This is a genomic window from Kitasatospora sp. NPDC052896 (genome assembly GCF_044547075.1).
Taxonomy (GTDB): domain Bacteria; phylum Actinomycetota; class Actinomycetes; order Streptomycetales; family Streptomycetaceae; genus Kitasatospora.
In genome coordinates, this window is the sequence record NZ_JBITZU010000009.1 from 124,237 (window position 1) to 145,228 (window position 20,992).

The window sequence follows — 20,992 nt, forward strand, 5'->3', positions numbered from 1 at the left end:
CCACCGCCGCGGGTCCCCGCGGGACGGCGCCGGCGGCGGGCCCCGGTGGGGTCAGGCGCACTCGCCGTCCCCGAGGACGCCCAGCCACGGCCCGAACTCGCCCTCCAGGACCAGGCGGCCGAGCTTGCGGTACTCCGCGACCACCGCGGACACCAGCTGCGCCATGCCCAGCGGCCGGCCCGTCTCGGCCGCCAGGTAGGCCGCGGTCACCGCGCAGGACCGGATGGAACCGCCGGCGAGCTCGAAGTGCCGCGCGCAGTACTCCAGGTCGAGGTCGTCACCACGGGGCAGGTGCGGGCCCAGACAACGGTCCCACAGGACGCGTCGCCGCTCCTCGTCCGGCAGCGGGAACTCCGCGATGACGTCCAGCCGCCGGGTGAACGCCTCGTCGAGGTTGGCGCGCAGGTTGGTCGTCAGCACCGCGATCCCGTCGAAGGACTCCATGCGCTGCAGCAGGTACGCCGACTCCACGTTCGCGTGGCGGTCGTGGGCGTCCTTGACCTGCGAGCGCTTCCCGAAGAGCGCGTCGGCCTCGTCGAACAGCAGGACGCCGTTCACCTGCGCGGCCTCGGTGAAGATGCGCTCCAGGTTCTTCTCCGTCTCGCCGAGGTACTTGTCCACCACGGTGGACAGGTCCACGACGTACAGCTCCATGCCCAGCTCGGCGGCCACCACCTCGGCCGACATCGTCTTGCCGGTGCCCGACTCCCCCGCGAACAGGGCGATCACCCCGCGCCCCCGCCCGCCGCCCGGCCGCATCCGCCACCGGCCGAGCACCTGGTCGCGGTGGGTGGCCCGCAGGACGAGCTCGCGCAGCCGGCGCCCGGTGGGTTCGGGCAGCACCAGATCGTCCCAGCCGACCGCGGGGTCGATCCGGCGGGCGAGACGGGCCAGCCCCGCCCCGTTCTGGGCCCGCACCGCGGCCCGCAGGTCCTCGGCGCGCACCGGGCGGCCGCGGGCGGCCGCCGTCCTGACCGCCACCTCGGCGGCCCGCGCCACCTGCTCCTGGTCCAACCGGTACGGGGCGATCGCCTCGGCCAACTCGGCGCCCAGCGGGGCCCGCGCGGGCTGCCCCGCCGGGCCGCCCGGCGGGGCCTGCGCCGCACTCAGCGCGCGTGCCCACTGCTCGGCGCGCTGCCGCGGGTCCGGTGGCGGAACGGTGATCACCACCGGGCTCTCCCGTGCCCAGGCCGGATCCCACGGCCGGCCGCCGTGCACCACCAGCGGCACGCCGGCGAGCCGCGCGCACAGCTCGCGCAACAGCCGGACCCGCTCGGGGCGTTCGGGTTCGAGCCGGTCCAGCGGGCCCAGCACGACACCGCTGCCGCGCAGCCGCGCCTCCCGGGCGAGCGCGCGCACGGTGGCCTCCGGTGGGCGGGCGGCGAACGCGGCGACGAGAGCGGCGGCGTCGACGACCAGGGGCGGCCGGCCGCCGGCCACGAGGGCGTCCACCGCCAGCAGACCGGCGTGGCCGCCCCGGTCGAGCAGGTACACCAGTCCGCTGCCGTCCGCCGCGGCGACGCCCAGACGGCGGGCCGGCTCCGCGGGCGCCTCGGCGTCGGGCCGGCCGAGCCGGACCAGCCCGTGCAACGCGCCGTCGAACTGGTCGTCGCCGAGCAGATGGGCCGTCACCCGGTCGGGCACCCGCAGGATCCGGGAGAGCAGCGGGCGCTCCGGCTCCGTGACCTCCACCAGGCCACCGGCGATCAGCGGCGCCTGCGCCGAGAAACGGAAGCGGCCGGCTCCGGCTGCCGGCAGCCCGCAGAGCTCGAGCGCGAGCCCGATCGTCGGGCGGCGCTGGGTCAGGTCGTCGTTGAGGTAGCCGTAGAGCTGCTCGAAGCGGGCGTCGAGGTCGGGGGCGATCGCCACCAGGAGCAGTTCGAGGTCCACCGGGAGCAGCCCGAAGCTGCCGGCGAGCCGCTCGAGCCGGGAACCGGGCGGTGGCGCGGGCTCGGCGCCGAGGCCCGCGCCGGCACCGGCCACCGGGGCGGAGGTCGCCAGGATCCGCTCCACCGCCTCCGGGCTGAGGTACTGGCCGCGGTACGGGTCGTCCGGGTCCGGGTCGCCGGCCCTGCGGTCGCGGACCGCGGACCGGACCCGCTGTTCGACGCGCCGCAGCCGGTCCCACAGGTGGTCGAGGCCGGCCGACGGGTCGTTCCTGGCCGCCCCGAGGTCGACGCTCACCGCGCCGGGCCGCCGCGGTGCCGACGGCCCGGCGGCAACGGGCGCTCCCGGGGGGCCGCAAAGCCGTCCGGGCCGGGATCCGTGCCGCCGCGGTAGCGCAGCCGGCGGCCGGCGCCGGAACCCGCGACGTCCTCGGTGGTGTCGGTGGCGCGCACCACGAGCCCGTCGGTGACCGGGGGCCCCACGGGCCCCCGCCCGCCGGGCAGCGGGGCGAACACCCTGAGGTCGATCGAGGGTCGTAGCTCGCCGCCGAGGGCGGACCACACGTCGGACACCGACGGCAGGCCCGTGCCGCTTCCGGCCGTGTCGAGCCCGACGGTGAGCCCGAGCCGGGCGAGCGTGCCGGTGAGCACCCGCTCGGGCAGCGCGTCCACGGTCGTCAGGCACTGCAGCACCTCCGCCAGCAGCCGGTGCTCGTCCTGCGGCCGATTGGTCCACGCCGTCACCAGGTAGGCCAGCTCGAACCAGCGGGGCGCGGCCCGCCGGCCGACGACCAGGCCGTCCGCGTCGTGCTCCTCGACGGCACCGGCCTGCCGGCGGGCGGTCTCCTCGCGGATCCCGTAGAGGAAGACGCTGACCGTCGGGGCGTTGCGCCGGGCGGCCCACTCCCGGGTGGGCGAGTCGAAGACCAGCTCGACCCCGCGCTCCGGCAGGCCGGTCTCGACGAGCAGCAGCCGCAGCGCCTCGTCGACCTCGTGGATCACCGCCGTTCCACCTCCCCCGGCGGGCCGATGCTGCCCTCCACCACCAGGAAGGGGCAGGTCACCGGGGAGAACCCGGGTCCGCTGGCGGTGATGGTCCGCGGGCCCGTCTCGTCCTTGGGGAGGATGAGCAGCTGGCCCGCGAAGGTCCCGTCGGCCCTCGGGTAGGTGGGCGCGGCGGCCGCGGTGATGCCGGGCTGCCAGGTGAACCGCACCGGCACGCCGGGCGGGAAGTCCACGCCGCGCACGGAGGTCACGAAGCCGGGCTTGCCGATCGGCGGCACTGCGACGATGCGGGGCTGGAGGACGCGCAGCGGAGTGCTCGCCACGTGCGGTCCCGGGTCGGCGTCGGTGCCGGTGGTGGTCAGCACCGTGGTGACGGTGGTCCGCAGCGCCGCGTCGGGTGACAGCACCACCTGCACCACCTCGGTGCCGCCCGGGGACAGGTCGCCGAGCTCGCAGACTCCGCCCGTGCAGCCGGGTGGCAGGGGCTCGGTGGGGACGCCCGCGGGCAGGCCGAGCGACAGGTGCAGGCCGGTCGCCAGGGCCTGACCGGTGTTGCGCACCGTGTAGCTGACGGTCACCCGGCCGCCGACGTAGCCGGGATCCGGCTGCGCGCCGACCGACACTCCCGGGCCGGCCTGCGGCGCGGGGAGCGCCTGCGGTGTGGCCGTGGGAGGCGGTGGCGAGGGGGGTGCGGAGGTGGTGGGCGGTGCCGACGAGGGGGGCGGTGCGGCCGCGACGGGGAGGATCGTCTGCGCGGCGTTGTCCTCGGGGTTCGGGTCGACCACCGTCCCGGCCACGCTCCAGCCGAACTGCTGCTGGCCAACCTCCGTGCCGACGAGCGTGGCGGTGACCTGGACGACCGCGCCCGGCGCCAGGGTGCCGAGGTCGCAGCGCAGGGCCGCCGCGTCGCACTGCCCGACCGGGGCGGTCAGTCCGTCGAGCCGGGCGCCCGTCGGCACCGACGCCGTGAGGACGGTGCCGGGCGAGGGCGCGGGGCCCTTGTCGGTCACGGTGATCGCCACACTGGTGCTGCCGCCGGGGTGGACCGGGGGCGTGCTGGCCGGCGCGCTCAGCGACAGGTCGACGGACTGCTGGACGCTCGGCTCCTTCTGGCGTCCCGGCAGCCGCCAGTCCAGGGGGGTGAGCGTGCCGGTGGCGAAGTCGTAGACCGACAGCCCCTCCGGCGAGTCGGGCGGCAGGGCCCGGCGGGAGGTCAGCACCAGTTGCGCGCCGTTCGCCGTCCAGGCGACGTCGCGGGGCTGGAACGGGCCCGTGGTGGAGGTGTCCGGCAGCGGGCGGTCACAGGCGCTGGTGTCCTGGCTGAGCCCCGCGGGCAGGACCACCGTGCAGCCGCTGCCGCTCGACGACATGACCAGGACGCCGTCCTGCTGGTTGTCCCCGCCGTCACCGCCCTTGCGGTTGAAGGCGATGCGCTGTCCGTCCGGCGAGAACACCGGGCTGTCGTCGATGACGTCGCAGGCGCCCGGGCAGGCCGCCCGGCTCAGGTCGGTCTGCTGGGCGAGGTCGTCGACGGGCACGGTCCAGACGTGCATGTTGCCGGCGTTGCCGTTGATCACCTCGGTCCTGCTGAACGCGATCAGCTTGCCGTCCGGGGACCAGAAGGGTTCGGTGTCGGAGGCGCCCTCCTGGCCGGCCGGCGGCTCCACGGTGCCCACGATCGCGCCGGTGGACACCTGGGCGATCATGATCCGCCCCGGTCCGGACTGCCCCTGGGCGCCGCCGGGAGACGTCCTGCTGAACGCGATCAGCTTGCCGTCCGGCGAGAAGGTGGGGTCGGTGTCCCAGTCGTTCGGGCCGCGCCCGGCGAGGTTCATCGGGTGCGGGTTCGAACCGTCGGCGTCGGTCAGCCAGATCCGCTCGATCCGGCCGGCCGGCGAGTCCTCGTAGCGGGTCACCACGATCTGCCGGCCGTCGGGCGTGTAGCCCTGCCGCTCGTACCAGGGGTCGTAGCCCGGGCGGGGGTGGAACAGCGGGTCGGCGGCGGGGTCGGGGTTGGTGTTGGTGTCGGCGGCCGGGTCCTCGGTCAGCACGCTGACGCCCAGGTCGCGCGGGTCGCCCCCGTCGGGGCGGACGTCCTCCAGGTCGGCCGTGTTCGCGGCGGCGGCGCTGGTCTGCGACACCACGGGCCCGCCGTCGGTCTGGCCGCCCAGCCAGGTCGGCGTCGCGATCAACCGGTTGTCGCTGTAGACCAGTTGGGGCGGGGTACAGGAGCAGGTCGGGGCACGGTAGACGTTCTGGACCGAGGTCAGGGAGCCGTCGGGCTGGTTGGGGCTGAGGAAGAGCACCCCGCTGCCGTCGGGCAGCCAGGCGGCCGACCCGGTCTGCCAGGTGGAGCCGGTGGCGGGGAAGAACGGCCGGTCACCCCCGCCGGGCGAGGTGAGCATCAGCTGTGGGCCGCGCTCGCCGCCCTGGTCCCAGGTGTAGACGATCTGGTCACGGTGCGCGTCGTCGTTCACCGGGTTCCAGGCCGGGTCGACGGCGTTGCCGGTGGTCACCCGGGTGACTTCGGTCGGCGGACCGCCGGCCAACGGCCGCAGGTAGATCTGGGTGTGCGCCGGGTCGCCGTCGCACGTGTACGCGACCCACTGGCCGTCGGGCGAGACCGTCGGGTTCGTCTCGTCGGCCGTACCGTCGGTGAGCCGGCGCAACCCGGTGCCGTCGCTGTTGATCACCCACAGGACCCGCTGGGACTTGCCGCCGGGTCCACCGGGCTCCAGCGCGTCGAAGACGACGGCCTTGCCGTCCGGGGTCAGGGTCGGGTCGGCGGCGTCCATGCCGGTGGTCAGCTCGTGCACCCCGCCGGACGCGTCGCGCAGGTACACCTGGGGCAGTGGGCCGTCCCGCAGGCTGGTGAAGACCAGTTGGCCACCGCGGGCCGAGGGGTCCTCGTCGAAGTGGGCGGGGCCGGGTCCGAACAGCGGTGTGCTGGTCCCCGTACCGGTCACCTGGGCCAGGCTGCGGTGGTCCGTGCCGGCGAAGACGATCCGACCGGCGGCCGGGGCGGGTCCGCCGACCGCCGGACCGCGGGCCCCGGCCTGCCCGTCGGAGTTCGCGGCGCCGAGCGTCACCACGGCCGCCGCCAGGGACAGCAGTACCGCGACGGCGGCGCGGGCCGACCGCCGGATGGAGCGGGGAGTGCCGGTGGCGCCGTTCACGCTCAACCTCACATGCCGAGACGGGCGGTGCTCCCGGCAGTCTCCCCGTCCCGGGGGCCCGGGGACAGACCCCGGGCACCCGAGACGGGGGTAACAACCTGTGTCCCCGAAGGGCAACCCACCGCGCCGGGGCCTCAGATGAGACCGCGGCGCATCGCGTACCCCACCGCGTGCGCCCGGTTGCGCAGGCCCAGCCGCGTGGTGACCTCGTGCAGCACGTTCTTGACGGTGCGTTCGGAGTACGAGGTCCGCGCCGCGATCTCGCTCGTGTCGAGGCCCTCGGCGACCAGTCGCAGCATCTCCGCCTCCCGGGCCGTCAGGGTCGACAGGGTGAGCCCCCGCGGGTCGAGCATGGTGCGCTGGATGCTTCCGACCCGGTCGAGCAGCTCGCCGAGCAGGTCCCCGGGCATCACGCCCTCACCGTTGGCCAATGCGGTGATCAGGTGGACCAACCGGTCCTGGTCCGCCTCCGACCGGCGCAGCACGGCGGCGACACCGCACTCGATGATGGTCTGCAACCCGCCGGCCTCGAAGTGGCCCACCACCAACCCGATCCGGCCCGACGTGCCGAGCCGCAGCCGGCGCAGGTGGTCGGCCACCGCGTCGTTCAGGCCGTCGACCACCATCAGGGAGACCTGGGCCTTCGCGACCTCGTCGTCGGTGAGCAGCTCCACCTCGGGCCGCTGCCGCAGCTGCTGGACGACGCCCGTCTGCAGGATGATGTCCTCCGCGTACACCGCCACCAGCACCCGGCTCGGATCGCCGCGCAGCTCGGCGGAGGCGGCCCGGCCGGGGACTCGGGCACCGCCCAACTGCGTTGCCACAGCCGCGTGATGAGTCGTGGCTGCCTCATGGATTCTCTCGATCGACGTCATCAACCGTTCCGTTCTGCCTGTGCGGCGCCAGTGGAGGTGTGGTGATGACGACCGGCTGCCACATCGCGGGGCCGGCCGTGAGCCTGGGTGGAGCGTGGAGCGCGTCTCGAGCGGCCCGCGGCAACCGGGCCGGGCAGGGCGGGGTTGTTCGCGCGGGCAAGGGGTGTGCCCGCGGCTTGCCCGCGCGGCTCTCTCCCCGGGACGTCCGGCGGCCCTACCGTCGCGCTATGCCCACATCCGCCGAACTCGGCCTGCCCGCACTGACGGTGGCGCCCGGAGGGGTGGCCACCACGACCCTGACGGTACGCAACGACACCGACATCGTTGAGGCGTACTCGCTGGAGGTGGTCGGCGACTGCGCACCGTGGACGACGGTCGAGCCGGCCCGGGTCTCCCTCTACCCCGGGACGTCCGAGACGGTGACGGTCCGCCTCGCGCCGCCCCGCTCCCCCGAGGTGCGTGCCGGTGAATTCCCACTCGGCATACGGGTGTTGCCCGCCGAGCGCCCCGAGTTGGTGACCGTTCCGGAGACCACGGTCACCGTGACGCCGTTCCACGAGCTGCGCGCCGCGCTCGCTCCCCGCCGTCGCCGCGGCTGGCTCCGCGCGCGCTACCGGGCCTCGGCCCGGAACCTGGGGAACGCTGCCGGCACCGTGACGTTCACCCCCGGGCAGACCGGCGAGGACCTGCGGTTCCGGGTCACCGCGGGCCGGCTGCGCCTCGAACCCGGCGAGTCCGGCGAGGTGCGGGTGCAGGCCCGCACCCGCAAGCTGATCTGGTTCGGCAAACCGGTCACCTGGCCCTTCGAGGTCGCCGTCGGCCAGGACGAGGACATCGACGGCAGGACCGCGGGCAAGCCGGGCGACCGACCCCCGACAGCCGGCCAACGGCACGTGCTGGACGGCGAGTTCGTCCAGCTCCCGATCTTCCCCAGGTGGTTGCTCGCGCTGCTCGCGGCACTGATCGCGCTGCTGCTGGCCTGGTTCGCCCTGGTGCGCCCGGCCGTGCAGAGCTCCGCCAAACAGGCCGCGGAACAGGCCGTCGCCCAGCAGAGCGCCACTCCCGGCGCGCCGCCCGGCGCCGGCGCGGCCTCGCCCCGCTCGTCCGGCGGCGGCACCGGCGGCCAGGCGCGGCCGGGGAGCGGGCCGCAGAACAACGGTGGTGGCGGCGGCAACGGCGGCCCTGGCTCGGCGGTGCCGGGGACCGGCCAGCAGAGCTCCGCGACGATCGACGTGCAGACCGCGAGCGGCGCCTCCACGGTGGGCAGCTACCAGGTTCCGCAGGGCAAGGTCTTCGGCATCACCGACATCGTCATCGCCAACTTCCAAGGCGACCAGGGGCTGTTGACCATCAAGTTCGGCGATCAGACCATCACCACCATCGCCTTGGAGACCTTCCGCAACCAGGACTACCACTGGGTGACTCCCATCGAGGTTCCCGAGAACCAGACGGTGACGGCGAACGTGACCTGCCAGCAGCCGGGCACCCCGGCCTCGGGGAAGCAGGCGTCCTCGTGCCACGAACTGCTCAACGTCAGCGGGGAACTGAGCGATCTCGAACCGGGAAACTGAAACGGTGTGCCGGGCGGCCCTCCCTCCCCGGGCAGCCGCCCGCCCGGAAGCCTCCGCCGGATGCCCCTGAGATGTCACCCGGTCCCCCTCCTCGGCACCGACCGGTTCATCTCTGCTGTCACCATATCCCTCTCGTCCCTTGGCCTACACCATGCCCGTGTCAACACATGATGGACACCATGGCCGGTTTGTGGAACCGTCAACAACAACGCGTGGTCGCACGAGACCGATCGGTTCGCCCTCGCGGGACAGTCGGGGTGGCCCTCGCGGACCGCGAAGGCTGCCCCTCGGTGCCGGTGACGTTCCACCGGTCCCGTTGTAGCGTTGCGCCGTTGAGCTGCCGGTGGCACTGCGGGAGCGGGGGCGCGCACCGTCCGCCGCGGGCGGCGGGCCGGTGTCAGGCGGGCTTGCGGGCCTCGACGAGGAACCGTGTGGTGTGGGCGACGAACGGGCCCTCGCTCCGGATCCGGTCGTGCAACTGCCGCAGCCTGTCGCGGTACTGGTCGACGGTGAAGCCGGGCACCATCCAGATCACCTTCCGGAGGAAGTAGATCACCGCGCCGACGTCGAAAAACTCGGTACGAAGCGACTCCGAGCGCAGGTCCACGAGTTCCAGCCCGGCGGCCACGGCCGCCCGGTGGGCGTCGTCGGGGTGGCGCCTGCGGCGCACCTCCTCCGGCTGCGGGCCGAGGAAGTACTCGACCAGCTCGAAGACGCTGGCCGGGCCGACCTGCTGGGAGAAGTACGTGCCACCCGGCCGGAGCACCCGGGCGATCTCCTCCCACCAGACGGTGACCGGGTGTCGACTGACCACCAGGTCGAACGCCCCGTCGCCGAACGGCAGTGGGGGCTCGTCCTCGTCGGCGACGACCAGCACCCCCAGCGGATGCAGCAGCCGGGTGGCCTTGGCGACGTTCGGCGGCCAGGACTCCGTGGCCACCGCCAACGGCGGCAGCTTCGGCACCCCGGCCAGCACCTCCCCGCCACCGGTCTGGATGTCCAGGGCGGCCGAGGCCCGCGCCATCCGCTCACCCATCATGCCCTGGTAGCCCCACGACGGGCGCTGCTCGGTGGCTCGCCCCCGGAGCCAGGAGAAGTCCCAACCCTCCACCGGGGCCGACTCCGCCTCCGCCACCAGATCCTCGAATGTGCGTGCCATACCCGTATCGTCCCAGCCCGGTCCGCGGATCGGCGACCGGATATCGACCGGAGCGACGCGTCGTCCCGCCCCGCGGGCCCGGGCGGGCCCGCGGGGCGGGACGAGTGGGCCGCGAGGTGGTGCGGGTCGGACCGCTCAGCTGGCGGCGTCCCACAGGTAGCCGCCGCCGCAGGTGTACTGGCCGTTGTCGGGCTTGTAGACCACCAGGTTGCCGTCGGTCTGGAAGCACACGTAGGCGCCGGGGTTCCCCCCGGTGCGCGAGTTCCACAGGGCGGTGCTGCCCGAGTAGACCACGAAGTTGCCGTCGGTCTGCGCGTCCGCCACGGTGGTCCCGGGGTTCACCGTGCCGCTGTACCAGAGCGCCGCGCCGCTGGGGCCGTAGACCACGAGGTTGCCGTCGGTCTGCATGGCCAGCTCGTAGCTGCCGGAACAGAGGTTGACGCCCTGGGCGAGGCTGGTGCCGGGGGTGAGGGCGATGTTCCCGGTGGTGCTGACGGTGCAGTTGGTGAAGGCGTCCGGGTGCACGACCGTCCGTGCCGCCTGGACGTCCGCAGTGGTGAGGGCGAGGACCGGCGCCTTGGCCGAGGCCGTCGCGGTGCCGGGAGCGACGAGGGCCGCCACGGCCACGGCGGCGACCGTGACGGCGACGCGGGTGGCTGACAGTGCTCTGCGAAGAGGCATGGTGGTGCCTTTCTGCTCGACGATCGGCCCGCCGCGGGGCCGTCCAACGATTAGCAGACCCACACCAACTCCTGCTGCTGGAACGGATGTTCGGCATCCGACTGGCCTGATGACGCCGGATTCTGGCCATCCGGTCCGCCTTGACGCGGCGCGGGGGCGGTACCGCGGGGCGGCGGCGGAGCCGGTCGTCGACCCCCGGGCGGGTCGCCGCGATCAGGTCGACGGGTGTTTCACCGGTCCCGACGGAAGCACGTGCGAGTGGACACAGGTGGTCGTGCCGCCCGGACGGCACGACCTTCGGGGCCCGGCAGGTCGGGCCGACCGTTCGGGAGGGAGGTGCTGCCCCGACCCCCTGGCCGGGCGAACGTGGACGGCGTCCCCAGGAGCGCGGGAAGGGCCGCGGGGAGACTGTCCGGGGCGGGGGTCGCCGCGCCCGCCGGGCTTCCCCAGCACCTCGGTCGTCGCCCGTTCCAGGTGCGCCGCGCGGCCCCTGCTGCGGGAGAACGCACTCGTGCCCAGAATGGGACCTATCGAGATCCAGACCGGGCGAACTGCCGGGTGCGGAGGATTTCGCGACGGTGACACTCCGTAGGTATGCATGGTGCAGCGAGAGACCGGGGACCTGCGGTTGCTGGCTCGCCCGGGCGGCGTGCGGCAGCCCCATCCCGTGCTGGCGACGACGCCCTTCCTGGTCATCGCGGCGATCACGCTCACCGATCTTTCGTTCACCGCCTCCATTCATCTGGGCGACCTGCTGATCATGATCCCCGTGGTCACCGCCTGGTACGCCAGTCCCCGGCTCACCGGGCTGGTCGCGGCCGCTGCCGTGGCGGCCCTCTCGTCCATCTACGCGGTACGCCAGTCGGCATCCCCACCGCAGATGGTGGCCCTGATCGTGACCTCGGCGTTCTGCACGGCCGCCCGCTACCTGTCGAAGCGGCACCAGCTGGAACTGGTACAGGTGCGAACGGTCTCCGAGGCCGCGCAACTCGCCGTGCTGCCCGACCTGCCCCACCGGCTCGGGCCGCTGCGCCTGGTCTCCGTGTACCTGGCCGCCGAGGACGAAGCACACATCGGGGGGGACCTCTACGCCGCCGTGCGCACCCCCACGGGGACACGGTTGATCATCGGCGACGTCCGGGGCAAGGGCCTGACCGCCGTCGGCGACGCCGCCCTGCTCATCGGCACGTTCCGGGACGCGGCCCGCGAGCAGGCCACTCTGCCGGAACTCGCGGCCTACCTGGACAGGAGCATCCGCAGCAACATGAGGGAGGCCGCGGAACCCGAGGAGGCCAGGGAGTCGTTCGTCACCGCCACGATCCTCGACGTTCCCGACGACGAGCCCGTCGTGCGGAGCATCACCTGCGGACACCCGCCCCCCTTGCTCCTGCGGGCGAACGAGGTCGTGACGCTCGACGCCAGCCAACCCGCGCCCCCACTGGGCCTCGGCATGCTCACGGAAACCACCTACCACCTCGAGACCTTCGGCTTCCGTGCCGACGAGACCCTGCTGCTCTACACCGACGGCGTCATCGAGGCCCGCAATGCCCTCGGAGCCTTCTACCCCCTCACCGAACGGCTCACCACCCTCACCCGCTGCCATGCCAAGGCGCTCCTCGGCCATATCTGCGACGACCTGGTCAGCTACGTCGGCGGACGACTCAGCGACGACGCAGCCATGATCGCGATCGAACGTCACGCGACCAGGGGCGAACGGGACTCGACCACGGGGAGCGGCTAGTCGCGGGTCAGGACGACCTTGCCACTGACCGTGCCGGACTCCGCCAGGCGCAGCGCCTCGGCGGCGCGGGTGAGCGGGAGCTGGACGGCGATGCGGGCGGTGATGTCACCGCCGCGGAGGGCCGCGAACACCTGGGTGAGGTCGGCGCGCAGGCGGGCGCGGAAGCGGGTCCTGCTCAGCGCCCGGCCGGCCCAGATGTTGTAGAAGTAGGCCCGGCGGCCGTTGGGCAGGGTATTCCAGAGCCAGGTGCGGGCGAGGATCTTCAGCACGGGCCGCTGCTTGGAGCCGGTGTCGTCGCGGGTGGAGGCGCTGCCGTAGGCGACCAGGGTGCCGCCGGGGGCGAGCAGGTGCCAGGAGTCGATGACACTCCGGCCGCCGACGTGGTCGAAGACGGCGTCCACCCCGCCGGGCGCCAGCTCCCGGACCCGGGTCGCGACGTCTCCGGCGCGGTAGTCGACCGGGATCACGCCGAGCTCGCGGAGGGCGTCGTGGTGCCGGGCGGAGGCCGTGCCGATCACCTTCGCACCGGCCGCGCTGGCCAGCTGCACGAGGACGGAGCCCACCCCGCCGCTGGCGCCGTGCACCAGCACGGTCTGCCCGGCGCGCACCCGCGCCCGGCGGTGCAGCATCTGCCAGGCGGTGATGCCGTTGACCACCACGGTCTCCGCCTCCGCCGCCGTGAGGCCGTCCGGGACGAGCACGGCGTCGTCGGCGTCGACGAGTACGTGGCTGGCCCACCCGCCGACCTTCACCAGCGCGGCCACCCGCCGCCCGACCAGGCTCGGATCGACGCCCTCGCCGATGGTCAGCACCCGGCCCACCAGGTCGTAGCCCGGCACGAACGGGAAGGGCGGCTGGTCGTAGTACCGCCCGCGGCGCATCTGCTGCTCGGCGAACGAGACGCCGCTCGCCTCCATGGCGATCACGATCTGGCCCCGGCCGGCCACCGGCACGGCGTCATGGCGGATCTCCAGGCCCTCCGGAGCCACGATGCCCGGCAGAACGACCTGGACGAGGCGTTCGGTCTTCATGACCATCCCCTTTTCGTAGACGCTGTTGCTTTCGCTAGAAGTTGTAACAGCACTCTCGAGTGAGAGTCAAGAAGGATGGTGATAGCCTCTAACTAGATGTAGATGTTGTAGTCATGAGGTCTGGAGGCGGGCATGGCCGAGTCGGACACGAGGACCCCCCGGGAGCGCTACCGCTCCCAGGTGCGGGAGGAGATCAAGGGGCACGCCTGGGAGCAGATCGCCACCGCCGGGGCGTCCGCCCTCTCCCTCAACGCCATCGCCAAGCGGATGGGGATGAGCGGGCCCGCCCTCTACCGGTACTTCGCCAACCGCGACGAGCTGATCACCGAGCTCATCAGGGACGCCTACCGCAGCCTCGCCGACACCTTCCGCGCCCGCGCCGCGGCCGGCTCCGACCTCGCCGGGCTGGCGGACGCCCTGCGCCGGTGGGCCCTGGACGACCCGCAGCGCTACCTCCTCGTCTACGGCACCCCCGTGCCCGGGTACCAGGCCCCCGAGGACACCACCCGGATCACCTCCGAGATCATGGCCGTCCTGCTCGACACCTGCGCCGCCGAGCAGCCACCCGCCCCCCCGGCGACACCCCTCGACGAGCACCTGGCCGAACACCGGTCCTGGGCAGGCGAACACCAGGCCCCGCCAGCGGCGCTCCGCCGCTCTCTCGCCTTCTGGACCCGCCTCCACGGCGTCCTGTCCCTCGAACTCGCGGGCCATTTCACCGGTATGGGACTCGATCCCACGGAGCTCTACAACGCCGAGGCGGAGAGCCTCGCCAACCACTGACAGCACGACGCGGACCCGCCGCACCCACGGCGGTCAACGACCGGCTCTCTCCCGGGAGCGCGTTCGTCGCACCCCGCCGTCCGGCCCACCCGGGCGGCACTCACCCGGGACCGGCCTGGCCGCGGGGTGCGACGAACGCGCTCAGCCGGGCCGCTCCCTCGACCGCCCGCGCCCACGGTCCGTCCAGGGCGAGGACCGCGATCCCCGCGGTCGGGAACTTCCGCGCCACCTTTCCCCCGACGTCACCGGCCAGCGCCAACACGAGTTCCTGCACGCCCGGTTGGTGCCCCACCAGCAGCACGCACCGCCACTCGTCCGGCAGTTGGCGCACCACCTCCAGCAGGCGGGCCCCGCCCGCGCCGTAGACTCGCTCGTCGAACACCAACCGCTCTGGTGGCGCCCCGAGTTCACCGGAGACCAGCTCCCAGGTCTGCCGGGTGCGCAGCGTGGGCGAGCAGACCACCGCGTCCGGACGGATGCCGGCCTCGCGCAGCCAGCGGCCGGCCGCCGGGGCGTCGCGCAGCCCCCGATCGGCCAACGGCCGCTCCTCGTCCGGCACATCGGGCCAGGCGGACTTGGCGTGCCGCAACACCACCAGCCGCCGGCACGGCGCCGCGTGGACCTCGGATCCGGCACGGACGGCCCCGGCCGTGGTGGGCGCGCCGGGCCCGGAGCTGTCGTCGGTGGCGTCCGGACCGTTCCGCGCCCGGTCGCGTTCCTGCTGGTCGGCACGGTCACGTCCGCACGGGGCGGCGACGGTCCCGCCGTTCACCTGCCGGACAGGCGCCGGCGGGCGGCCTCGATCTCGGCCTCGGCGGCGGCCCGGCCGCTCCAGTCCGCGCCCCGCACCGACTTGCCGGGCTCCAGGTCCTTGTACACCTCGAAGAAGTGCTGGATCTCCATCCGGTCGTGCTCCGGGACGTCGTCGATCTCCTGGAACTTCGCCAGCCGCGGGTCCTCGGCCGGCAGGCACAGCACCTTGTCGTCCTCGCCCTGCTCGTCACCCATCCGGAACATGCCCAGGGCCCGGCAGTGGATCGTGCAACCCGGGAACGTCGGCTCGCCGACCAGGACCAGCGCGTCCAGCGGATCCCCGTCCAGACCGAGGGTGCCCTCGATGTAGCCGTAGTCGGCCGGATAGCGCGTGGAGGTGAACAGCATCCGGTCCAGGCGGATCCGCCCCAGCGCGTGATCCATCTCGTACTTGTTGCGGGACCCCTGCGGGATCTCCACCGTCACGTCGAACTCCATCGCTGCCTCTCCTCGGCGCCCGTGCTGTGGCTGGCGACCGGGCCGGGAGACGGTCCACGATGATCACACGGACACAGTCCACCTACCGGTCAAGGTAGGGACTGTTGTCGGCTCGAAGCCGCGGTTCACGGCAAGCCCCACCGCCGTACGACGTTGCCACAGTACGGCGCACCCGAGGCCGCGGCCAACGACCGCCACGCCGCCGAACGGCGTGCCACGCGCGCCACCGGCGCGATCGGCGGGGCGGCCACCGGGTGGCGCCCGGCCCGTCCCACGGCCGGCCGCCACGGACCAGGTCTCCCTGGTGAGCGGGCGCTCCGGCGCGGGGACGGGCGCGGCGGGTCAGCGGGCCGCGGTGGCCGCCGCGTGGACGGCGGCGACCAGGCGGGCGTTCTCCGGAGCCGCACCGCCCGGGAAGGCGAAGCGACGGCGGTTGTAGCCGTAGGCGAGGCCGGAGCGCGGATCGGCGAGGGACAGCTGGCCGGCCGCACCACTGTGCCCGAACGCCCCCTGCCCCAGGCCCGGGTAGCTGCCGTCCACCGCGAGGAAACCGAGTGCGATGGCGTTGTGGTCGCGAGTCACCACGTCGTAGCCGACCGAGTGGATCTGCCCGAACAGCGCCACCGTCCGCGCGCTCAACAGCGGCCCGAGCCCGTCACCGCCACTGACCGCCGCCGCGTACATCCCGGCCATCCCCCGCGCGGAGGCCACGCCGCCCACCGAGGCCGGCCCCTTGGCCCGCACCACCAGGTGATTCGGCAACTCCTCCAGCGCCGGTGCCTTGGGGTGGTTGCGGTTGAACGCGATCCCGGTCAGGCTCTGGTCGCCCGTCGCAGCCGCCGCCAACTGGGCCTCCTGCTCCGCCGTGGGCCGCATGGGCAGCGTGGTCGCGAACCGGTCCTCCAGGGCGGACGGCAGTCCGAGGTAGAAGTCCAGGCCGTAGGGGGCACGCACCCGCTCCTCGAAGTGCTGCTGGATGCCGCGCCCGGTCACCCGACGCACCACCTCGCCGGTCAGCGCTCCGATCACCAGCGCGTGGTAGCCGAACGCCGTCCCCGGACGCCAGTAGGGACGCTGGGTGGCGAGGCGGGCGGCGATCACCTCGTCGTCCGCCAACTCCTCGACGGTGAAGCCCGCGTCCGCGCCCACCAGCCCGACCCGGTGGGCCAGCAGCTGGCGCAGGGTCACCTCCTGCTTGCCCTCGGCGGCGAACTCGGGCCAGTAGTGGCTCACCCGCTCATCCAGGTCCAGCACCCCGTCCTGCACCAGCAGCGCGACCACCAGGTAGGCAGCGCCCTTCGTGGCGGAGAACACCCCGGTGAGCGTGTCGGCGCCGAAGTCCGGCCCGGTCCACAGGTCCACCACCCGCTCACCGTGCACGTGGGCCGCCAACTGGCCCGCGTAGTCGTCCCCCTGCTCGGCGGCGACCGCCGCGAACTCCTCGCGAACCGACTCGAACCCCTCGGCGACCGTACCCCGCACCGCAACTCCCGACCGCATGTCCAACTCCTCACACCAACGTGCGCGAAATCCCTGAGGTCACCTCAAGCAGCGCGCCACACACCGCTATTCCCGCCCACCGCACCGGCCGGCGGGGGCACCGGAGGCGGAGCCCCGGACGGGCGGCTCCCCGGGCCGGTCGTGACCCGCTCGACCGGTCCCGCGTCAGTGGTTGACGGCGGATCCCCGCACCAGGGATTCCCGCTCGGACGGGTCCGACTCGGGCGGCTCCCGCCCCAGGACCAGCACGCTCCGGCGGAGGGGCGGGCGGGGACGGCAGCCGCCCCGCCCGCCCGCACACCGCCGGGTCAGGACGGCGGGACCAGCGACCAGAGCTGGTTGGTGCCGCCGTCGGCGTGCCACTGCAGTACCACGCCGCCGTCGGAGAGCGAGCTGTTGTCGAGGTCGACCAGCAGGCCGTCGTAGACGCTGCGCAGCTGGATCCGGTTGGGTCCGGCGTCGACCAGCGTCCAGCGCGAGTTGCTGTTGCCGTCGTCGTGGTACTGGATCAGCTGGGTGCCCTCCGCGGTGGTCGGGCCGGGGATGTTGAGCAGCTTGCCGCTGTTGGCGTTGACCACGGTGTAGACCCCGTTGCCCTGCGCGTTGAACGTCCAGAGCTGGTCGGGCCGTTCGTTGTCCTCCCACTGGAGGACCGCCGCGTCGTCCGCCGTGGAGTCGTAGTTGACGTCCATCCGCCCACCGCTCGCCGCGTTGACCAGCTTGTACTGCGCGCCCGGGACGGGCAGCGGGACCAGCCGCCAGTGCTGGCTCGCCGCACCGCTCGCGGTGGACTGGACGGCGGCCGCGCCGGCTCCGGCGCCGGAGCCGCCCGCGAGGTCCAGCGCCTGGCCGTCCGAGCGGGCGGTGACGGCGTAGCCGCCGTTGCCGTCCGGGGTCAGTCGCCACTGGGAGTTGGCGGCGTTGTCGTCGTGGTACTGGATCAGTGGGGTGCCGCTCACCGTGGTGCCACCCGGGATGTTCACCAGCAGGCCGCTGTTGACGTTGTCGATCTTGTAGTACCCGTCACCGGTCGGCACCAGCTGCCACTGCTGGTCGGCGCCGCCGCCGACCGGCTGCTGCACCACGGCGGCGTAGTCCCCGGTGGCCGCGCCGCTGACGTCGAGGGCCTGGCCGGTCGCCGAGTTGACCAGCTGGTAGTGCAGCGCGGTGTAGTGCGTGCCGGCCGCGGGGGTGACCCGGAGCAGTCGGCTACCGTGCGCGGGGAGGGTGGCGGAGAAGGTGCCGTTCGCGCTGCCGAGGTCGGTGTGGCTCCACAGGTCGCGCACCGCGGCCGAGCCGCTGAAGCCGACGTCCGACCAGCGCGCGGTGACGGCGGCCGGACTGTCCCCGAGGTTGAACAGGGCGACGGTGTAGCTGCCGTCACCGTTCGGAGCGGCCCAGACCTGCTGCTGGGTCAGCCGGTCCACCGGGGAGGCCGGGTGGCCGGCCTGGTCGACGCCGATCACCTCGTCGTTGTCGAGCAGCGCGAGGTCACCGCTGTCCAGGTTGGTGAGGTCGGTGCCGAGCAGCAGCGGCGCGCCCTCGATCGCCCAGAGGGTGAGCTGGGTCTGCCGTTCGTCGGTGGTGAGTCCGTCGTTGGCGCCGTTGCCGACCTCGACCGAGTCCAGGTCGTTCCAGCCGCCGGGGCCGGCGTAGGAGGTCCACTGCGGCGCGTCGCCGAACCGGCTGGCAACCCGGCTCCAACTGGTCAGCGGGTAGGAGGAGCTGCCGCAGTAGCACTCGATGTCGCCGTCGATCCGCCAGCCGTTGGCGTAACTCTGCCAGGTGGAGGCGTTGTTGACGTCGAGCGAGTTGGAGAGTTCGAGGTGGATCGGGCGGCCGGTCTGGTTGAGCGCCTGCGACCAGTGCTGGATGTCGGGAACGTCCCAGTCCCCCACCCCGTCGATCTTCAGGTAGTCCACTCCGTACGAAGCCAGCTGGTCCGCCCAGGAGTTGAGGAAGGCCTGGGCCGCCACCGGGTTCTTGGCGTAGTCGATGTAGTACATCGAGCCGGAGCCGAAGTTGTAGTTGGTCTCGTAGCTCGTCGTGTTGGAGACGATGTCCCGGGCGTGGAAGGAGGTTCCCGCGATCGGTGTGTTCTGGTTGTAGGCGGCGACCGGGATGCCCGGAGTGAGGTACATCCCGAACTTCTCGCCCAGGCCGTGGACGTAGCTGCCGACCGCGCCCATGCCGTCCGGGAAACGGCTCGGGTCGGTCGCCCAACGACCGTAGGAGTCCACCGTGGTGGAGGGGTTGAGGTACCAGAAGTCGTCGATGTTGACGTACTGGTAGCCGTGCGAGAGCAGGCCGCTGGTGGAGAGCGCCTTGGCCTCGGCCTCGATGTTCGCTTCTGTCGGATTCTGCCGGAGGTAACTCCAGCTGCTCCAGCCCATCGGGGGGCTGAGCGCCACGCCGTTGGCCTCGGCCCGGGCCGGGGAGGCCGACAGCAGGGCCGCCGGCGCGGCCGCCGCGACGAGCGCCAGGGCTAGCACGGGACGGAACAACCGCCTCGCGGCCGTGGAGAATCTGGACAACTGTCCTCCGTGGGATGGGTGGGCGCGGGCACCCGCGGCCGCGGGCACCGCCATGGTGCCGAACCGCAGCACGAGCTGCGACAGAACAGTCCGAAGAGTCATCAGGTTCGGACAGAATCAAACGACTTAGCACACATGACAGCGCAGTGCGGCGGCCATGTCAACGGATCGCACCGGACTGCCCCGCCCACCCCACCCGGGCGTGCGGCGCGGGGACCCGGACGGCCCAACCGCCGGGTCCCCGCGCTGTCGCCGAACGGTCGCACCTCAGCTCAGGTCGACCGACTTCCCGCTCGGCGCGGTCTCCCGCGCCTGCCCCGCCGCCGCGGTCCCCTGCCGCAGCGTGTCGAGGATCGCCAGCCCCTGCCCGACCACCCCGGCCGCCAGCTGGTTCACCCCGTCCGTCCCGTTCAGCACGGTCAGGTTGGCTCCGGCCAGCCCCCGGGCCGCCGCGTCCACCAACGCCGGCAGCTGCTCGACGATCCGGTTGGCGGCGATCAGCTCCTGGTTGCCGCCGCGCAGCGACTCGGCCCGCGCGGCGTTCGCCGCCGACTGCGCCTCGGCGGTGGTCCGCTCGGCGTAGGCGCTGCCGTCCGCCTGGACCCGGACCGCCTGCGCCTCCGCCGTCGCCAGCGTGGTGCGCCGGTACGCCTCGCCCTCGGCCTCGAACTTCGCCCGGTCCCGCTGCGCCTCGGCCAGGGTGCGCTGCCGGTACGCCTCCGCGTCCGCCGGCCGCCGGACCTCGGCCTCCAGGCGCTGTGCGGCCAGCTCGGCCTGACGCTGCGCCAGCAGCGTCTGCTCGGCGATGACCTCCTGCGAGGCCTTGGCCTCGGCCAGCGGGCCGGCCTGCGCGGCCCGGGCGTTGGCCTGCTCGGTCTCGGCCACGAACCCCGCCCGCTTGATCGCGGTGTCCCGCTCGTACTGCGCCTTGAGCGCGGCGGCCTCCTGCTCCCGCTCGGCGGCCAGCTGGTCGGCCTTGGCCTGGGCGATCCGGGCCTGGCTGGCGACCGCCGAGGCGTGCGGGGCGGCCAGGTTGGTGATGTAGCCGGAGGCGTCCTCGATCTCCTGGATCTGCAGCGCGTCGACCACGATCCCGAGCTTCTCCATCTCGGTGTGGCTGCCCTCCTTGACCTCCTGGGAGACCCGGTCCCGCTCCCGGATGATCTGCTCCACCGTCAGGCCGCCGACGATCGAGCGCAGGTGGCCCGCGAAGATCCGGCCGACCAGCTCCTCCATCCGGTCCTGCTCGGCCAGGAAGCGCCGGGCCGCGTTGGCGATCGAGACGAAGTCGTCGCCCACCTTGAAGACGGTGACCGCCCGCACGGTCAGCCGGATGCCCTGCTGGGTCACGCAGTCCTCGGCGATCTCCGCCTCCCGCAGCGCCAGCGAGAGGATCCGGGCCTTCTGCTTGACCGGCATCACGAAGCTGCCGTGACCGGTGACGATCCGGAACTGGGTGTCCTGCGCCTGTCGCTTGGAACCGGAGATCAGCAGGGCTTCGTTCGGTGCGGGAACGTGCCAGAACAGCATGGCGGACTCCTCTGGTTGCGGGCTCTAGTCGGCCGGGAACGGCACGACGATGACGGACCGAGCCGAAGTGCGCTCCACCACCAGTACCTGGGTGTGCCGGGCGATCGGCGCGTCGGCCCACGCCGCGTACGCCTCGGTGCCGCCGCGCACCGGCAGCAGCACCTCACCCGGCCCGTGCGCCGGAATCGAAACGGTCACCCGCCCCACCACACCGACCAGGTCCGGCTCGACGTCGTCCGGCACGCCCATCCAGCTCACCCGTCCTCCGG

At 73.3% G+C, this 20,992-nt stretch carries 16 protein-coding genes; 3 read left to right on the forward strand and 13 right to left on the reverse strand.

Annotation, left to right across the window (positions count from 1 at the left end; all coding sequences use genetic code 11):
- Window positions 1-51: 51 nt before the first annotated feature.
- From ACIGXM_RS20360 to ACIGXM_RS20375, 4 genes are all read right to left on the reverse strand, one after another.
- Window positions 52-2,184, reverse strand: coding sequence for an ATP-binding protein (locus ACIGXM_RS20360; protein ID WP_396562784.1), 2,133 nt, complete (start codon window positions 2,182-2,184; stop codon window positions 52-54).
- A complete protein-coding gene (locus ACIGXM_RS20365; RefSeq protein ID WP_396562786.1) occupies window positions 2,181-2,888 on the reverse strand; it encodes a DUF4255 domain-containing protein in 708 nt (235 codons plus the stop codon). The genes ACIGXM_RS20360 and ACIGXM_RS20365 overlap by 4 nt, the downstream gene beginning before the upstream one ends.
- The gene (locus tag ACIGXM_RS20370; RefSeq protein ID WP_396562788.1) at window positions 2,885-6,073 is read right to left on the reverse strand and encodes a hypothetical protein; all 3,189 of its coding nucleotides are present in this window, start codon (window positions 6,071-6,073) and stop codon (window positions 2,885-2,887) included. The genes ACIGXM_RS20365 and ACIGXM_RS20370 overlap by 4 nt, the downstream gene beginning before the upstream one ends.
- Window positions 6,074-6,201: 128 nt before the next feature.
- The gene (locus tag ACIGXM_RS20375; protein WP_396562790.1) at window positions 6,202-6,942 is read right to left on the reverse strand and encodes a LuxR C-terminal-related transcriptional regulator; all 741 of its coding nucleotides are present in this window, start codon (window positions 6,940-6,942) and stop codon (window positions 6,202-6,204) included.
- Between the two features lie 227 nt (window positions 6,943-7,169).
- Between ACIGXM_RS20375 and ACIGXM_RS20380 the strand changes: the two genes are divergently transcribed.
- Window positions 7,170-8,513 (forward strand): hydrolytic protein, encoded by a 1,344-nt coding sequence (locus tag ACIGXM_RS20380; protein WP_396562792.1) that lies wholly within the window; start codon window positions 7,170-7,172, stop codon window positions 8,511-8,513.
- A 397-nt stretch (window positions 8,514-8,910) separates the two neighbouring features.
- Here the strand turns inward: ACIGXM_RS20380 and ACIGXM_RS20385 are convergent, their stop codons facing one another.
- Both ACIGXM_RS20385 and ACIGXM_RS20390 read right to left on the reverse strand, forming a co-directional pair.
- On the reverse strand, window positions 8,911-9,672 hold the full coding sequence (locus tag ACIGXM_RS20385; RefSeq protein ID WP_396562794.1) for a class I SAM-dependent methyltransferase: 762 nt from the start codon (window positions 9,670-9,672) through the stop codon (window positions 8,911-8,913).
- A gap of 135 nt (window positions 9,673-9,807) precedes the next feature.
- A complete protein-coding gene (locus ACIGXM_RS20390) occupies window positions 9,808-10,353 on the reverse strand; it encodes a hypothetical protein (RefSeq protein WP_396562796.1) in 546 nt (181 codons plus the stop codon).
- A 598-nt stretch (window positions 10,354-10,951) separates the two neighbouring features.
- Here ACIGXM_RS20390 and ACIGXM_RS20395 point away from each other — a divergent pair.
- The gene (locus tag ACIGXM_RS20395; RefSeq protein ID WP_396562798.1) at window positions 10,952-12,094 is read left to right on the forward strand and encodes a PP2C family protein-serine/threonine phosphatase; all 1,143 of its coding nucleotides are present in this window, start codon (window positions 10,952-10,954) and stop codon (window positions 12,092-12,094) included.
- Here ACIGXM_RS20395 and ACIGXM_RS20400 read toward each other — a convergent pair.
- Complete coding sequence (locus ACIGXM_RS20400) at window positions 12,091-13,125, reverse strand: medium chain dehydrogenase/reductase family protein (protein ID WP_396562800.1); 1,035 nt, start codon at window positions 13,123-13,125, stop codon at window positions 12,091-12,093. The two genes, ACIGXM_RS20395 and ACIGXM_RS20400, sit on opposite strands and share 4 nt — an antisense overlap.
- Window positions 13,126-13,257: 132 nt before the next feature.
- On the opposite strand from ACIGXM_RS20400, the gene ACIGXM_RS20405 reads away from it, so the two are divergent.
- A complete protein-coding gene (locus ACIGXM_RS20405; protein ID WP_396562802.1) occupies window positions 13,258-13,908 on the forward strand; it encodes a TetR/AcrR family transcriptional regulator in 651 nt (216 codons plus the stop codon).
- Between the two features lie 100 nt (window positions 13,909-14,008).
- Here the strand turns inward: ACIGXM_RS20405 and ACIGXM_RS20410 are convergent, their stop codons facing one another.
- From ACIGXM_RS20410 to ACIGXM_RS20435, 6 genes are all read right to left on the reverse strand, one after another.
- Entirely contained in the window at window positions 14,009-14,680 is a 672-nt protein-coding gene (locus ACIGXM_RS20410) for a SixA phosphatase family protein (RefSeq protein WP_396562804.1), read from the reverse strand.
- On the reverse strand, window positions 14,677-15,159 hold the full coding sequence (locus ACIGXM_RS20415; protein WP_396562806.1) for an inorganic diphosphatase: 483 nt from the start codon (window positions 15,157-15,159) through the stop codon (window positions 14,677-14,679). Before ACIGXM_RS20415 ends, ACIGXM_RS20410 begins: the two co-directional genes overlap by 4 nt.
- A 342-nt stretch (window positions 15,160-15,501) precedes the next feature.
- A complete protein-coding gene (locus tag ACIGXM_RS20420) occupies window positions 15,502-16,659 on the reverse strand; it encodes a serine hydrolase domain-containing protein (protein ID WP_396562807.1) in 1,158 nt (385 codons plus the stop codon).
- A gap of 308 nt (window positions 16,660-16,967) precedes the next feature.
- Entirely contained in the window at window positions 16,968-19,193 is a 2,226-nt protein-coding gene (locus ACIGXM_RS20425) for an alpha-galactosidase (protein WP_396562809.1), read from the reverse strand.
- Between the two features lie 267 nt (window positions 19,194-19,460).
- Complete coding sequence (locus ACIGXM_RS20430; protein WP_396562811.1) at window positions 19,461-20,723, reverse strand: SPFH domain-containing protein; 1,263 nt, start codon at window positions 20,721-20,723, stop codon at window positions 19,461-19,463.
- 24 nt (window positions 20,724-20,747) lie between these two features.
- Window positions 20,748-20,981 carry a hypothetical protein gene (locus ACIGXM_RS20435; RefSeq protein ID WP_396562813.1) on the reverse strand — a complete coding sequence of 78 codons (234 nt, stop codon included), beginning with the start codon at window positions 20,979-20,981 and terminating at the stop codon, window positions 20,748-20,750.
- Window positions 20,982-20,992 lie beyond the last annotated feature (11 nt).